Source organism: Streptomyces camponoticapitis, from assembly GCF_014646115.1.
GTDB lineage: Bacteria > Actinomycetota > Actinomycetes > Streptomycetales > Streptomycetaceae > Streptomyces > Streptomyces camponoticapitis.
Genome location: NZ_BMMV01000012.1, coordinates 117,620 through 131,496, shown reverse-complemented (window position 1 = coordinate 131,496; position 13,877 = coordinate 117,620). Strand labels below are relative to the sequence as shown.

The following is a 13,877-nucleotide window of genomic DNA, read 5'->3' as shown; positions in this document are numbered from 1 at the left end:
TTCGAACTACTTCGACTGTGCTGATCCAGCTGATCCAACGGGAGATCGACATGAAGATGCGGGTGGGGCTGTCGGGACGACAGGCGTGGCGCGTGGTGGAGGCGGCGAGCCGGGTGAGCCGACTGCGCCGGAGCAGGCTCCGGGTCGGCACGCGGCCGCGGTTGTGTACCGGCGTGCGGATGGACTCGGGAATGGCGAGTGCCGAATACGCGATGGGGACTCTCGCCGCGTGCGGCTTCGCCGCGGTGCTCTACAAAGTGGTCACGAGTGGGCCGGTCGCCGGCGCTTTGGAATCGGTCATCGGGAATGCCCTCGATGCGAAGTTCTGAGAGCCGGAGGGGCGGTGCCTCCCGGATTTCCAGAAGGCGCCACCCATGCGGGGAGGACGGCGACCGGGGGTCGGTGACGGCGGAGGCGGCCGTGGCGGTACCGGCGCTGGTGGTGTTCGTCGCGGCGCTGCTGTGGGCCCTGACAGCGGCCTCCGCGCAGATCCAGTGCGTGGACGCCGCCAGGGCGGGGGCTCGGGCGGCTGCCCGGTCCGAGCCCCGGGCGGCGGCGGTGGAAGCCGCGCGCTCGGCCGCCCCGGAGGGTGCCCGGGTCACGCTGGGACGGTCGGACGACCTGTGGCGGGTCCGGGTGGAGGCCCCGACCCCGGGACCGCACGGCATCGCGCTGACCCTCGCCGCCGAAGCGGTGGCACCGGCGGAGGACGCCATGCCGGGCGGGGAGGTGCCATGAGCCGCGATCGAGGGTCGGCGACGGTGTGGGCCGCCATGGCCGCGACCGCGCTGTGTGCGGTGTTCGCGATGATCCTCGCCATGGGGCAGGCGGTCGTGGCCAGGCACCGCGCGGGTTCCGCGGCGGATCTGGCGGCGCTGGCGGCGGCCGGGCACGCGCTGCGGGGCGCGGAGGCGGCCTGCGCGCGGGCGGCCGAGGTGGCGGGGGCGCAGGGCGCGGAGGTGGTGCGGTGCGCGGTGGCGGGTGAGATCGCCGACGTGACCGCACGGGCAGGCTTCGGCCCGTACAGCCCGACGGTCAGGTCCCGCGCGGGCCCACCGGTCGCGCTGACGGCTCCTGCGCCCGGCCCGTGACCTCGGCTCCGGCCTCGGCCGACCGTGGCACCGGCAGGTCCGTCGGCACCGCCGGGTCGGGCGTACCCGCCGACGGCGGCGGTGGCGCCGATCCGAGCAGTTCGCCCAGGAGCCGTACCGCCGCGCGTTTGTGCAGGGGCTCGTTGCCGTTGCCGCACTTCGGGGACTGGATGCACGACGGGCAGCCCGCCTCGCACTCGCACGAGGCGATCGCCTCGCGGGTGGCGGTGAGCCACTCACGCGCCGTGTGGAAGGCGCGTTCCGCGAAGCCCGCGCCACCCGGGTGGCCGTCGTACACGAAGACCGTCGGCAGCAGCGTGTCCGGGTGGAGCGGTACGGACACGCCGCCGATGTCCCGGCGGTCGCAGGTCGCGAACAGCGGGAGCATCCCGATGGACGCGTGCTCGGCGGCGTGCAGGGCGCCGCCCAACTGCTCGGGGTTCACCCGGGCGGCGTCGAGCTGGTCCTCGGTGACCGTCCACCAGACGGCCCGGGTGCGCAGGGTGCGGGGAGGCAGATCGAGCTTGCTCTCGCCCAGGACCTCGCCGGTGATGAGCCGGCGGCGGAGGAAGGAGACGACCTGGTTGGTGACCTCGACGGAGCCGAAACAGAGGCGCCCGCCGCCCCACGGGATCTCGGTGTCGGTTTCGAGGACGGAGATCGCCGTGGTGTCGCGCGCGGTCGTGGAGTACGGCGGGCTGGCCTCCTCGACGAGCGCGACCGAGTCCGCCAGGTCCAGCCGCTTCACCAGATAGCTGCGCCCCTGGTGGAGATGGACGGCGCCGTCGTGCACGGCGGTGTGGGAGGCCGGTTCGTCGACGGTGCCGAGCAGCCTGCCGGTGCCCGCCTCGACGATCTGGACGGGCCGGCCGCCCTCACCCCGGATGTCGGCGAGATCGGCGGCCCGCTCGCGGCGCGTCCAGTACCAGCCGGTGGTGCGCCGCCGCAGCAGACCCGCTTCGACGAGCTGCGGCAGCAGCTCGGGCACGGCGGGACCGAAGAGTTCCAGATCGGCCTCGGTGAGCGGCAGTTCGGCCGCGGCCGCGCACAGATGGGGGGCGAGGACGTACGGGTTGTCCGGGTCGAGCACGGTCGACTCGACGGGCTGCTGGAACAGCGCCTCGGGGTGGTGGACGAGGAACGTGTCCAGCGGGTCGTCCCTGGCGACCAGGATCGCCAGCGCGCCGCGCCCGGCGCGCCCGGCACGCCCCGCCTGCTGCCACAGCGAGGCGCGGGTGCCCGGATACCCGGCGATGACGACGGCGTCGAGCCCGGAGACGTCGATGCCCAGCTCCAGGGCGGTGGTGGCGGCGAGGCCGAGAAGCTCGCCGGAGTGCAGGGCGCGTTCAAGGGCGCGGCGTTCCTCGGCGAGGTAGCCGCCCCGGTAGGCGGCGACGCGTTTCACGAGGGAGTGGTCGACCTCGGCGAGGCGTTCCTGGGCGATGACGGAGACCAGTTCGGCGCCACGCCGGGAGCGTACGAAAGCGACCGAACGGACGCCCTGAAGCGTCAGGTCGGTCAGGATGTCGGCCGTCTCCGCCGTGGCGGTGCGACGGACCGGCGCGCCCTTCTCGCCGTGGAATTCGGTGAGGGGCGGCTCCCAGAGCGCGAAGACGGTCTCGCCGCGGGGCGAGGCGTCGTCGGACACCTCGCGGACGGGCAGACCGGTGAGCCGCCCGGCGGCCCGCGCGGGCTCGGCGGCGGTGGCCGAGGCGAGCAGGAAGACGGGTTCGGAGCCGTACCGGGCGCAGACGCGCCGCAGGCGGCGCAGGACCTGGGCGACGTGGGAGCCGAAGACGCCGCGGTAGGTGTGGCACTCGTCGATGACGACATAGCGCAGCGCGCGCAGGAAGGAGGACCAGCGGGGGTGGGCGGGGAGTATCCCGCGGTGCAGCATGTCGGGGTTGGTGAGCACGTAGTTGGCGTACTGACGTACCCATTCGCGCTCCTCGACGGGCGTGTCGCCGTCGTACACGGCGGGGCGCACACCATTGCCGAGCGGTGCGGCGAGCGCCTTCACGGCGCGGCGCTGGTCGGCCGCGAGCGCCTTCGTCGGGGAGAGGTACAGGGCGGTCGTGCCCCGGCCGTTCGGTGCCTCGGAGCCGTCCAGGAGCGAGGTGAGCACCGGCGCGAGGTAGGCGAGGGACTTGCCGGAAGCCGTGCCGGTGGCGATCACGACGGATTCGCCGTCCAGGGCGTGCTCGGCGGCGGTGGCCTGGTGGGCCCACGGGTGGTCCACCCCGGCCAGCTGAATGGCGTTGATCACTTCTGGCCGGATGCGGTCGGGCCAGACGGCATGGCGACCCGCACGCGGGGGCAAGTGCTCCGTATGGGTGATGCGCGTAGCCCGGCCCGGCCCCGCGGTGAGCCGGTCCAGGACCGTACTGGGGGAAGGGCGGGAGTCCCCGCTCTCGGGCGGCCTGCCAGGACCGTGATTCGTGGCCATCGGCACCGAGTGTGTCACTGGCGTGGCGGACAATGGTCCTAAGGCGTCGTGCATGGATGCCGGTAAGTGATTGAATGCCATCGCGGCTGGCGATACGCCCCCTGGCTCCGTCGGGAGAGACCCGAGGGGCGACCGCTCGATTGCAAGGTGCTGGAGGATCCGTGGACCTGTCCCTGTCGACTCGCAATGTGTCCGGCCCTGGTGGCGACCGTACGGTCGTCGAGGTCGGTGGCGAGATTGATGTGTATACCGCGCCCAAGCTGCGCGAGCAGTTGGTCGAGTTGGTGAACGACGGCAGCTACCACCTGGTCGTCGACATGGAGGGTGTGGACTTCCTCGACTCGACCGGTCTGGGCGTGCTCGTGGGTGGACTCAAGCGTGTGCGTGCCCACGAGGGCTCGCTGCGCCTGGTCTGCAACCAGGAGCGCATTCTCAAGATCTTCCGGATCACTGGCCTGACCAAGGTGTTCCCCATTCACACCACGGTCGAAGAGGCCGTCGCCGCCACCGACTGAGGCCGGCCGGAGGCATTCGGAAGGAAGGGCAGGGGGCACCGGGCGTCATGCCCGGGGCGCCCGAGCCCCAGTTTTCGCACGCTCGTACGTCTGAGGGGGATCGCATGGCCACCGTTGAACTCCGCTTCAGCGCCCAGCCCGAGCACGTCAGGACGGCCCGTCTGGTGGCGGCTGCCGTGGCGCGCCGGGCCGGTGTCGACGAAGCAGTGTTGGACGAGGTCAGGCTCGCCGTCGGTGAGGCGTGCAGCCGCGCGGTCAATCTGCACCGCACTCACGGCCTCACCGCGCCCGTGCGGGTGGTGCTGAACGAGGAGGAGAAGATCTTCTCCATCGAGGTCGGTGACGGGGTGCCCGCCCCGGGCACCGCTGCCGCGGCCGAGAACGTGCCGGTCTCCCGCAGGTCCGTCCTCGCGGGCGACCTCCACGAGACGGACAGCGGCGACGGCGAGGACGAGATGGGCCTCGCGGTCATCAGCGGCCTCGTCGACGACGTGGAAGTGACCTCGGACGACCACGGCGGCGTCATCCGGATGAGCTGGCCGACCGCCTCGGCGGTCGCGCTCCCCTGAATACGCGTGTGCGTACGCTCCGGGACGGGCGACCGGCCCGTCCGGGGCGGCTCGCCGCCCGAGCGGCCGCGAGAGCGTGATCCAATTTCTTTGAGGCCCTGCTGAGCAGGGCCTTTTTCTATTTCTCCGGGAAATTGATCACCAATCAATGTGCTCGTCCCATTACGCATTTCACGGTGCGTTTCAAGGCCCGATCATTTGCGACACCGTAAGTCAAGGTCAATTACACGGACCGCACTCTGTTTTGATCAGCTTCCGCTCCCTACAATCCGTCCATCTTGAGCGCTGAGCGTCAAGGAGGACGAATGGCGGGGCACATCGATCCACAACTGTCCGAGCACCCCACTTCTCTCGCGGCCGCGATACTCACGGACGGCAACAGACTGATCGTGATCGTCATCGCGGTCATCGCGCTGGCGGCGCTGCTCGTCGCCCAGCGGCTGGTCCGTCAGGTGCTGGCGGCCGACGAGGGCACCGATTCCATGAAGGAGATCGCGGCAGCTGTACAGGAAGGCGCGAACGCCTATCTGGCACGGCAGTTGCGCACCCTCGGCGTTTTCGCCGTCGTGGTGTTCTTCCTGCTGTTGTTGCTGCCGGCCGACGGTTGGTCGGAACGCGCGGGACGTTCACTGTTCTTCCTGGTGGGTGCGCTTTTCTCGGCGGCCACCGGATACTTCGGCATGCGCCTCGCCGTACGCAGCAATGTGCGCGTCGCGGCTGCCGCGCGAGAGGCGACCCCGGCGGAGGGAGAACCGGAAAAGGATCTGACCGCCGTCGCGCACAAGGCAATGAAGATCGCTTTCCGTACCGGTGGCGTGGTCGGAATGTTCACCGTGGGCCTCGGCCTGCTGGGCGCCTCCTGCGTGGTCCTCGTCTACGCCGAGGACGCGCCCAAGGTGCTGGAGGGCTTCGGCCTCGGCGCCGCGCTGATCGCGATGTTCATGCGTGTCGGTGGCGGCATCTTCACCAAGGCCGCCGACGTCGGCGCCGACCTCGTCGGCAAGGTCGAGCAGGGCATCCCCGAGGACGACCCGCGCAACGCGGCGACCATCGCCGACAACGTCGGCGACAACGTGGGCGACTGCGCCGGTATGGCGGCCGACCTCTTCGAGTCGTACGCCGTGACGCTGGTCGCCGCGCTCATCCTCGGCACGGCCGCCTTCGGCAACTTCGGGCTCGGCTTCCCGCTGATCGTCCCCGCGATCGGCGTCATCACGGCGATGATCGGCATCTTCGCGGTCGCACCGCGGGCCTCCGACCGCAGCGGGATGACCGCGATCAACCGCGGCTTCTTCATCTCCGCGGTGATCTCGCTGGTTCTGGTGGCCGTGGCGGCGTACACGTATCTGCCGTCCACCTACGCGGAGTTGGACGGTGTGACGGCCGAGGAGATCACCTCGCACTCCGGTGACCCGAGGACGTTCGCACTGGTCGCCGTCGCCATCGGTATCGTCCTCGCGGCGCTGATCCAGCAGCTCACCGGCTACTTCACCGAGACCAACCGGCGCCCGGTGCGCGACATCGGCAAATCGGCGCTCACCGGGCCGGCCACCGTCGTCCTGGCCGGTGTGGCCATAGGTCTGGAGTCCGCCGTCTACACCGCGCTGCTGATCGGTCTCGGTGTGTACGGGGCATTCCTGCTCGGTGGTACGTCGATCATGCTCGCGCTCTTCGCGGTGGCGCTGGCCGGCACCGGACTGCTCACCACCGTCGGTGTCATCGTCGCCATGGACACCTTCGGTCCCGTCTCCGACAACGCCCAGGGCATCGCCGAGATGTCCGGGGACGTCGAGGGAGCGGGCGCGCAGGTGCTCACCGACCTCGACGCCGTGGGCAACACCACGAAGGCCATCACCAAGGGCATCGCCATCGCGACCGCCGTACTGGCGGCGGCGGCGCTCTTCGGCTCGTACCGCGACGCCATCGCCACAGCGGTGTCGGACGTCGGGGCGAGGGCCGACGAGATGGGCCTGAGCCTCGACATCTCCCAGCCCAACAACCTGGTCGGACTGATTCTCGGCGCGGCTGTCGTGTTCCTCTTCTCGGGGCTCGCGATCAACGCCGTGTCGCGATCGGCGGGTTCGGTGGTCTACGAGGTGCGGCGGCAGTTCCGCGAGCACCCCGGGATCATGGACTACACGGAGAAGCCGGAGTACGGGCGCGTCGTCGACATCTGTACGAAGGACGCGTTGCGGGAGCTGGCGACGCCGGGTCTGCTCGCCGTACTCACCCCGATCGCGGTCGGTTTCTCGCTCGGCGTGGGCGCGCTCGGCTCGTTCCTGGCGGGCGCGATCGGTACCGGCACGCTGATGGCCGTCTTCCTCGCCAACTCCGGCGGGGCGTGGGACAACGCCAAGAAACTCGTCGAGGACGGCCACCACGGCGGCAAGGGCAGCGACGCCCACGCCGCGACGGTCATCGGCGACACGGTCGGCGACCCGTTCAAGGACACGGCGGGACCGGCGATAAACCCGCTGCTGAAGGTCATGAACCTGGTGGCGCTGCTGATCGCTCCGGCGGTGGTGCAGTTCAGCTACGGAGACGACGCCAACGCCGGAGTGCGCGCGGTGGTGGCGGTCCTCGCGATCGCCGTCATCGTCGGAGCGGTGTACGTCTCCAAGCGGCGCTCGGTCACCGTCGACGACGGGGGCGACGGCGGAGGCGGGGCCCCGGAGGGGACGACCAAGTCGCCGGATCCGATAGTGGCTTCGTAGCGACACCGGGTGACCGCCCCCTCACGCCTGCGCCTGGGTGGCGGCTCAACTGGCGGGCGGGCGACGCGTCTTGGCGCGTCGCCCGCCTGTTTCACGCGCTCCGGCGTGCGGCGGCGTGAGCGTTCTCTCCCTTGGTGCAAATAGCCGCAATAGTCCATTTATCGGACACAGGGCGTGCGGTAGTCGTGCGCTTGGCGTGTATGTTCCGGGGCCGAGAGCCTTGGAAGGGACCCAATCCGGTGAACAAGAAGCTCGCAGCCGCGCTGTCCGGCGGTTCGGTACTGCTCATGGCGCTGTCGGGGTGCGGCGACGACGGCGACAGCAAGGTCAACGACTGGGCCAAGAAGGTCTGTGACCAGGTCCAGCCGCAGTTGACGAAGATCGCCAACGCCAACGCCTCGATCCAGCAGGCGACCTCGGACAGCAGCACGCCCGCCGACGTCCAGAAGACCGACGCCGCCGCCTTCCAGTCCATCTCGGACGCCTACAAGGCGCTGGGCGCGGCCGTGAACTCGGCGGGCGCCCCGCCCGTCGACGACGGCGAGACGACCCAGAAGGAGGCGGTCAGCGAGCTCAACGCCACCTCCAAGGCGTACGCGGGGCTCAAGACCAAGGTCGACGACCTCGACACCAAGGACCAGGCGAAGTTCGCGGACGGTCTCAAGGGCGTCGCCGACGAACTCGACAAGCTCAGCAAGAGCGGTGACGAGGCGCTCAGGAAGCTTCAGTCCGGTGATGTCGGGGCGGCGATGGCCAAGCAGCCCGGTTGCCAGCGGCCGAAGACATCGGCGCCCGCCGGTCAGTCCTCCTGAGGCGCCCGGCCTCCTGCCGACGCGTCAGAAGAACGCCCGGTGATCAGAAGAACTCCTGGTGATCAGGAGAACGCCCGGTAGTCGGAAGAACGCCCCGTAGTACGTAGGCCTCGCAGTACGGCTCTCGGACGCGAATCCCGCGGCCCGGCGCCCCGTCCCGGGGGCCGGGCCGCAGGCGTTTGTCGGTGGCAGCCGCCACAATGGAGGGGTGAGTACGCCCAGCCTTCCCGCGCCCGACAACTCGCCCCGACTGCGCGAGGCCCTGCTCGCCGCCGACTTCACCGTCGACGGCCTGCTGGACCTGCTCGGCGCGCCCGCGTACGCCGCGCTGGCCCGCAGCGAGACCGTGCCCGCCCTGCGGGCCACCCGTGGCGACAGCCCGCTCGAAACGCTCGTCAGACTCTTCCTCCTCCAGCGGGCGGTCCCGGCAGCCCGTGCCCGCGCGGCGCTCCCGCTGGCGGAGTGCCTGGCCGACGGCTGGGTCGTGGAGACCAGCGGCGCGGACGGCGGCGCCGCGGCCGGTCCGACAGCCGACGCGGCGGCCGGTCCGACAGCCGCCACGGAAGGCGGTACGGGCGGCGACGAAGACGGCGCGTTCGTCAGGGCGACCGTGGACGTGCGGCCGTACGGCGGCCCGGAAGGAGAGGACTGGTTCATCGTCTCCGACCTCGGCTGCTCGGTCGGCGGCGCCTCCGGGGCGACCGGCCACGGCGAGGGTGTGGTCCTCGGCGTCGGCGGGGCTTCCACGACGCTCGCCGGACTCACCGTCCGTACGCCGGTCGCCAGGGCCCTGGACGTCGGCACCGGATCCGGCATCCAGGCACTCCACGCGGCGCGGCACGCCACCACGGTCACCGCCACCGACCTCAACCCGCGTGCGCTGGAGTTCGCCCGGCTGACCCTCGCCCTGTCCGGGGCGCCCGGGGCCGACCTGCGTGAGGGGTCGCTGTTCGAGCCGGTCGACGGCGAGACGTACGACCTGATCGTGTCGAACCCGCCCTTCGTGATCTCCCCCGGCGCCCGGCTCACCTATCGCGACGGCGGCATGGGCGGCGACGACCTGTGCCGCACGCTCGTCCAGGAGACGGGCGACCGCCTCGCCGACGGGGGGTACGCGCACTTCCTCGCCAACTGGCAGCACGTGGAGGGCGAGGAGTGGCAGGACCGGCTGCGGTCCTGGGTGCCACGCGGCTGCGACGCCTGGATCGTCCAGCGCGAGGTGCAGGACGTGACGCAGTACGCGGAGCTGTGGCTGCGCGACAGCGGCGACCACCGGGCGGACCCGGAGGCGTACGAGGCGCGGTACGAGGCGTGGCTGGACGAGTTCGAGGCACGGAAGACCAAGGCCGTCGGCTTCGGCTGGATCACCCTCAGGAAGTCGGGGCACGAGCTGCCGTCGGTGGTCGTGGAGGAGTGGCCGCACCCCGTCGAGCAGCCGCTCGGCGAGACCGTGGTGGCCCACTTCGAGCGGCAGGACTATCTGCGTACGCACGACGACGCCGCGTTGCTCACCGCTCATTTCGCGCTCGCTCCCGAGGTCGTCCAGGAGCAGGTGGGGCTGCCCGGCGCCGAGGACCCCGAGCATGTGGTGCTGCGCCAGAACCGCGGGATGAGGCGGGCGACGAAGGTGGACACGGTCGCCGCGGGCTTCACCGGCGTCTGCGACGGCTCCCTGAGCGCCGGGCGGATCCTGGACGCGATCGCCCAGCTCATGGGGGAGGACCCGGTGCTGCTGCGCGACCGGACGCCGCAGGCGATCCGGTCGCTGGTGGAGGAGGGCTTCCTGCTGCCGGTGGCGGCGCCCGCGGCCTGACGGGCGGCGGAGCGGCCCGGCCGGTCGGCGCCCGGCCGTTCCCGGGCCGGATCAGGGGCGGCCCGGTGCACGGCCGACCCGACACCCGCCGCCCGGCCCGACACCCGCCGCCCGACCCGACACCCGCCGCCCGGCCCGGGCCCGCGGCCCCTGGCACCCCGCCGCCCATGCCCCTGGCGTATTTCCGGTGCCCCCGGAGACGGAGACCGTACGGGCGCAGATGGCGGGTGCCGGGGCCCGACCCGTACGGCGCGCGCGGGGCGGCGCCCGCGTACCGGCACCCGGCGGACGCCGCCCGAGTGAACCCCCGCGCCGTTCACGCGGAATTCGCGCCAATGACGCACCGAGGTGTCAGCCTCGGCTCCCGGAGCCGCGCGGTTCCGGGAATCGAACGGGGTACAGGCATGGAGAGCGGGCCGGCGATCTTCGCGGGAGCGGCGTTCGCGCTGTTCGGAGCGGCGCTGCTGCTGTGGACAGGAGCGCGCGTGATGCACCGCGCTCCCGTGGCGCACGGTGTCAGCCCTGCGACTTCCATCACGCTGGCGACGCTCACGGGCGTGTCGTTCCTGGTCCTCGGCGTCTGGTGCTTCGGCCGGATCTGATCCCTGGCTCCGAAGGGCGGCCGGGCGCCCCCGGGGTCCGGCGCGCCCGACCGGTCGTACGGCGTCCGATCACGCCGGGATCCCGCCCGGGGTATGCCCGCCGCCCACCCCCGGGACCTGCGGCGAAGTGCCTCTCCCGGCCCGCCGCCGACCCCCTCCGTACGGAGCTCGCGGGCCGTCCGGCGCGGCGGGCACCCCGGTCCGGGCGGCAGAAACGTGTGGACTCGGGTTACCGTTCGAGTGGCCGTTGCGGTCTTTTGCCGTTTGACACGGGGGCGGGTTGTACCGTCACACTCCGCAGCGAAGCAGCGTCATAGCGGGGCATGTACTGCCCCGCGCTGCCGCACTGCCGTACCGCCGTCAGGCTGTACGGGCCATCGAGTGCCGACCGGAGAGAAGAGCGAAGTTGTCCCCGACCAGCGAGACCGGACACGCCGGCCGCCGACTCGTCATTGTCGAGTCGCCTGCCAAGGCGAAGACAATCAAGGGCTACCTCGGCCCGGGATATGTCGTCGAGGCGAGCGTGGGGCACATCCGCGACCTCCCGAACGGCGCCGCCGAGGTGCCCGAGAAGTACACCGGCGAGGTGCGCCGCCTCGGTGTGGACGTCGAACACGACTTCCAGCCGATCTACGTCGTCAATGCCGACAAGAAGTCCCAGGTCAGAAAGCTCAAGGAGCTGCTGGCCGATTCCGACGAACTCTTCCTCGCCACCGATGAGGACCGCGAGGGCGAAGCCATCGCGTGGCATCTCCAGGAAGTCCTCAAGCCCAAGGTCCCGGTCCACCGGATGGTCTTCCACGAGATCACCAAGGAAGCGATCAGGGCCGCCGTCGCCAACCCCCGCCAGCTCAACAAGCTGATGGTGGACGCGCAGGAGACGCGCCGGATCCTGGACCGGCTCTACGGCTACGAGGTCTCGCCGGTCCTGTGGAAGAAGGTCATGCGCGGCCTGTCCGCCGGCCGTGTCCAGTCCGTCGCCACCCGGCTCGTCGTCGAGCGCGAACGCGAGCGCATCGCTTTCCGCTCCGCCGAGTACTGGGACCTGACGGGCACCTTCGGCACCGGCCGCACCGGCGACGCCTCCGACCCCTCCGTACTGAACGCCCGCCTGTCGGCCGTCGACGGCCGCCGTATCGCCCAGGGCCGCGACTTCGGCTCGGACGGGCGGCTCAAGTCCGACCAGGTGCTGCATCTCGACGAGGCCAACGCGCACGCGCTGGCCACCGCCCTCCAGGACGCCTCGTTCGCCGTCCGCTCGGTCGAGTCGAAGCCGTACCGCCGCTCCCCGTACGCGCCCTTCCGTACGACGACGCTTCAGCAGGAGGCCTCGCGCAAGCTGGGCTTCGGGGCGAAGTCGACGATGCAGGTCGCGCAGAAGCTGTACGAGAACGGCTTCATCACCTATATGCGTACGGACTCCACGACCCTGTCCGCCACCGCCGTCTCGGCGGCGCGGGCGCAGGTCACGCAGCTGTACGGGGCGAGCTATCTGCCCGACAAGCCGCGCACGTACGCCGGCAAGGTCAAGAACGCGCAGGAGGCGCACGAGGCGATCCGCCCCTCCGGGGACCGCTTCCGTACGCCCGCCGAGACCGGTCTGACCGGCGATCAGTTCCGGCTCTACGAGCTGATCTGGAAGCGGACCGTCGCCTCCCAGATGAAGGACGCGGTCGGCAACAGCGTCACCGTCAAGATCGCGGGTACGTCGAGCGACGGCCGGGACGCGGAGTTCTCCGCGTCCGGCAAGACGATCACCTTCCACGGCTTCATGAAGGCCTATGTAGAAGGCGCCGACGACCCGAACGCCGAGCTCGACGACCGTGAGCGCAGGCTGCCGCAGGTCGCCGAGGGCGACGCCCTCTCCGTGGAAGAGATCACCGTCGACGGCCACGCCACCAAGCCGCCGGCCCGCTACACCGAAGCGTCGCTGGTCAAGGAGTTGGAAGAGCGCGAGATCGGCCGCCCGTCGACGTACGCGTCGATCATCGGCACGATCCTCGACCGCGGCTACGTCTTCAAGAAGGGCACGGCGCTGGTCCCGTCGTTCCTCTCCTTCGCCGTGGTCAACCTGCTGGAGACGCACTTCGGCCGGCTCGTCGACTACGACTTCACCGCGCGGATGGAGGACGACCTCGACCGCATCGCGCGGGGCGAGGCGCAGTCCGTGCCGTGGCTCAAGCGGTTCTACTTCGGCACCCCTGACGGCTCGGACGGCGCGGCCGCCGCCGCGAGCGCGGCCTCGGCGGGCAACGGAGACGGGGACCACCTGGGCGGGCTCAAGGAGCTCGTCACGGACCTCGGCGCCATCGACGCGCGCGAGATCTCGTCCTTCCCGATCGGCGACGGCATCATGCTGCGCGTCGGCCGCTACGGGCCGTACGTCGAGCGCGGCGAGAAGGACGCGGAGGGCCACCAGCGGGCGGACGTGCCCGAGGACCTGGCGCCCGACGAGCTGACGGTCGAGTACGCGGAGGAGCTGCTGGCCAAGCCGAGCGGCGACTTCGAGCTCGGTGTGGACCCGCAGAGCGGGCACCAGATCGTGGCCAGGGACGGGCGTTACGGCCCGTACGTGACCGAGGTCCTGCCCGACGGCACCCCCAAGACCGGGAAGAACGCCGTCAAGCCGCGCACCGCCTCGCTGTTCAAGTCGATGTCGCTGGACACGGTGACGCTGGCGGACGCGCTCAAGCTGATGTCGCTGCCGCGCGTGGTCGGTACGGACGCCGAGGGCGTCGAGATCACCGCGCAGAACGGCCGTTACGGCCCGTATCTCAAGAAGGGCACCGACTCGCGCTCGCTGACCAGCGAGGAGCAGCTCTTCGACATCACGCTGGACGAGGCGCTGGCGATCTACGCCCAGCCCAAGCAGCGCGGCCGGGCGGCGGCGAAGCCTCCTTTGAAGGAGCTCGGGACGGACCCGGTGAGCGGAAGCCCGGTCGTCGTGAAGGACGGCCGCTTCGGGGCGTACGTCACCGACGGCGAGACGAACGCGACGCTGCGGACGGACGACAGCGTCGAGGAGATCACGCCGGAGCGCGGTTACGAACTGCTCGCCGAGAAGCGCGCCAAGGGACCCGCCAAGAAGAAGACGGCGAAGAAGGCACCGGCGAAGAAGACCACCGCCAAGAAGGCTCCCGCCAAGAAGACGACGACCGCGAAGACCGCGGCCAAGAAGACGACGACGGCGGCCAAGAAGACCGCCACGAAGTCGGCGGCCGCGAAGAAGTCGTCGGCGTCGTCCCGTACGGGTACGGGCACCAACTCGGGCGCCGGCAACGACGAGTAGGGCACGGAGAACGGCGTGAGCGCCGC

Annotated in this window: 11 protein-coding genes; 10 read left to right on the top strand and 1 reads right to left on the bottom strand. The window is 71.0% G+C overall.

Features of this window, described 5'->3' with window-relative positions:
• Positions 1-17: 17 nt before the first annotated feature.
• The 3 genes from IEY79_RS38415 to IEY79_RS19770 are packed head-to-tail and all read left to right on the top strand — an operon-like array spanning position 18 to position 1,091.
• Entirely contained in the window at positions 18-329 is a 312-nt protein-coding gene (locus IEY79_RS38415; protein ID WP_373292583.1) for a DUF4244 domain-containing protein, read from the top strand.
• Positions 316-738: a TadE family type IV pilus minor pilin gene (locus tag IEY79_RS19775; RefSeq protein WP_229700974.1), complete on the top strand. Its 423-nt coding sequence runs from the start codon at positions 316-318 to the stop codon at positions 736-738. Before IEY79_RS38415 ends, IEY79_RS19775 begins: the two co-directional genes overlap by 14 nt.
• The gene (locus IEY79_RS19770; protein ID WP_189108857.1) at positions 735-1,091 is read left to right on the top strand and encodes an Rv3654c family TadE-like protein; all 357 of its coding nucleotides are present in this window, start codon (positions 735-737) and stop codon (positions 1,089-1,091) included. Before IEY79_RS19775 ends, IEY79_RS19770 begins: the two co-directional genes overlap by 4 nt.
• Here IEY79_RS19770 and sftH read toward each other — a convergent pair.
• Positions 1,036-3,618, bottom strand: coding sequence for a DEAD/DEAH box helicase (gene sftH, locus IEY79_RS19765; protein WP_189108856.1), 2,583 nt, complete (start codon positions 3,616-3,618; stop codon positions 1,036-1,038). The genes IEY79_RS19770 and sftH overlap by 56 nt on opposite strands.
• Before the next feature lie 80 nt (positions 3,619-3,698).
• On the opposite strand from sftH, the gene bldG reads away from it, so the two are divergent.
• The 7 genes from bldG to topA all read left to right on the top strand — a co-directional run bounded on the left by bldG (position 3,699) and on the right by topA (position 13,851).
• Positions 3,699-4,052 carry an anti-sigma factor antagonist BldG gene (gene bldG, locus IEY79_RS19760; RefSeq protein WP_078075833.1) on the top strand — a complete coding sequence of 118 codons (354 nt, stop codon included), beginning with the start codon at positions 3,699-3,701 and terminating at the stop codon, positions 4,050-4,052.
• 104 nt (positions 4,053-4,156) lie between these two features.
• The gene (locus tag IEY79_RS19755; protein ID WP_189108855.1) at positions 4,157-4,621 is read left to right on the top strand and encodes an ATP-binding protein; all 465 of its coding nucleotides are present in this window, start codon (positions 4,157-4,159) and stop codon (positions 4,619-4,621) included.
• Between the two features lie 305 nt (positions 4,622-4,926).
• Entirely contained in the window at positions 4,927-7,335 is a 2,409-nt protein-coding gene (locus IEY79_RS19750; RefSeq protein ID WP_189108854.1) for a sodium-translocating pyrophosphatase, read from the top strand.
• 239 nt (positions 7,336-7,574) lie between these two features.
• Positions 7,575-8,147: a small secreted protein gene (locus tag IEY79_RS19745; protein ID WP_189108853.1), complete on the top strand. Its 573-nt coding sequence runs from the start codon at positions 7,575-7,577 to the stop codon at positions 8,145-8,147.
• A gap of 208 nt (positions 8,148-8,355) precedes the next feature.
• Positions 8,356-9,960, top strand: coding sequence for a DUF7059 domain-containing protein (locus tag IEY79_RS19740; protein WP_189108852.1), 1,605 nt, complete (start codon positions 8,356-8,358; stop codon positions 9,958-9,960).
• A 404-nt stretch (positions 9,961-10,364) separates the two neighbouring features.
• Complete coding sequence (locus IEY79_RS19735) at positions 10,365-10,562, top strand: hypothetical protein (protein WP_189108851.1); 198 nt, start codon at positions 10,365-10,367, stop codon at positions 10,560-10,562.
• 406 nt (positions 10,563-10,968) lie between these two features.
• Entirely contained in the window at positions 10,969-13,851 is a 2,883-nt protein-coding gene (topA, locus tag IEY79_RS19730) for a type I DNA topoisomerase (protein ID WP_189108850.1), read from the top strand.
• Positions 13,852-13,877: the final 26 nt, after the last annotated feature.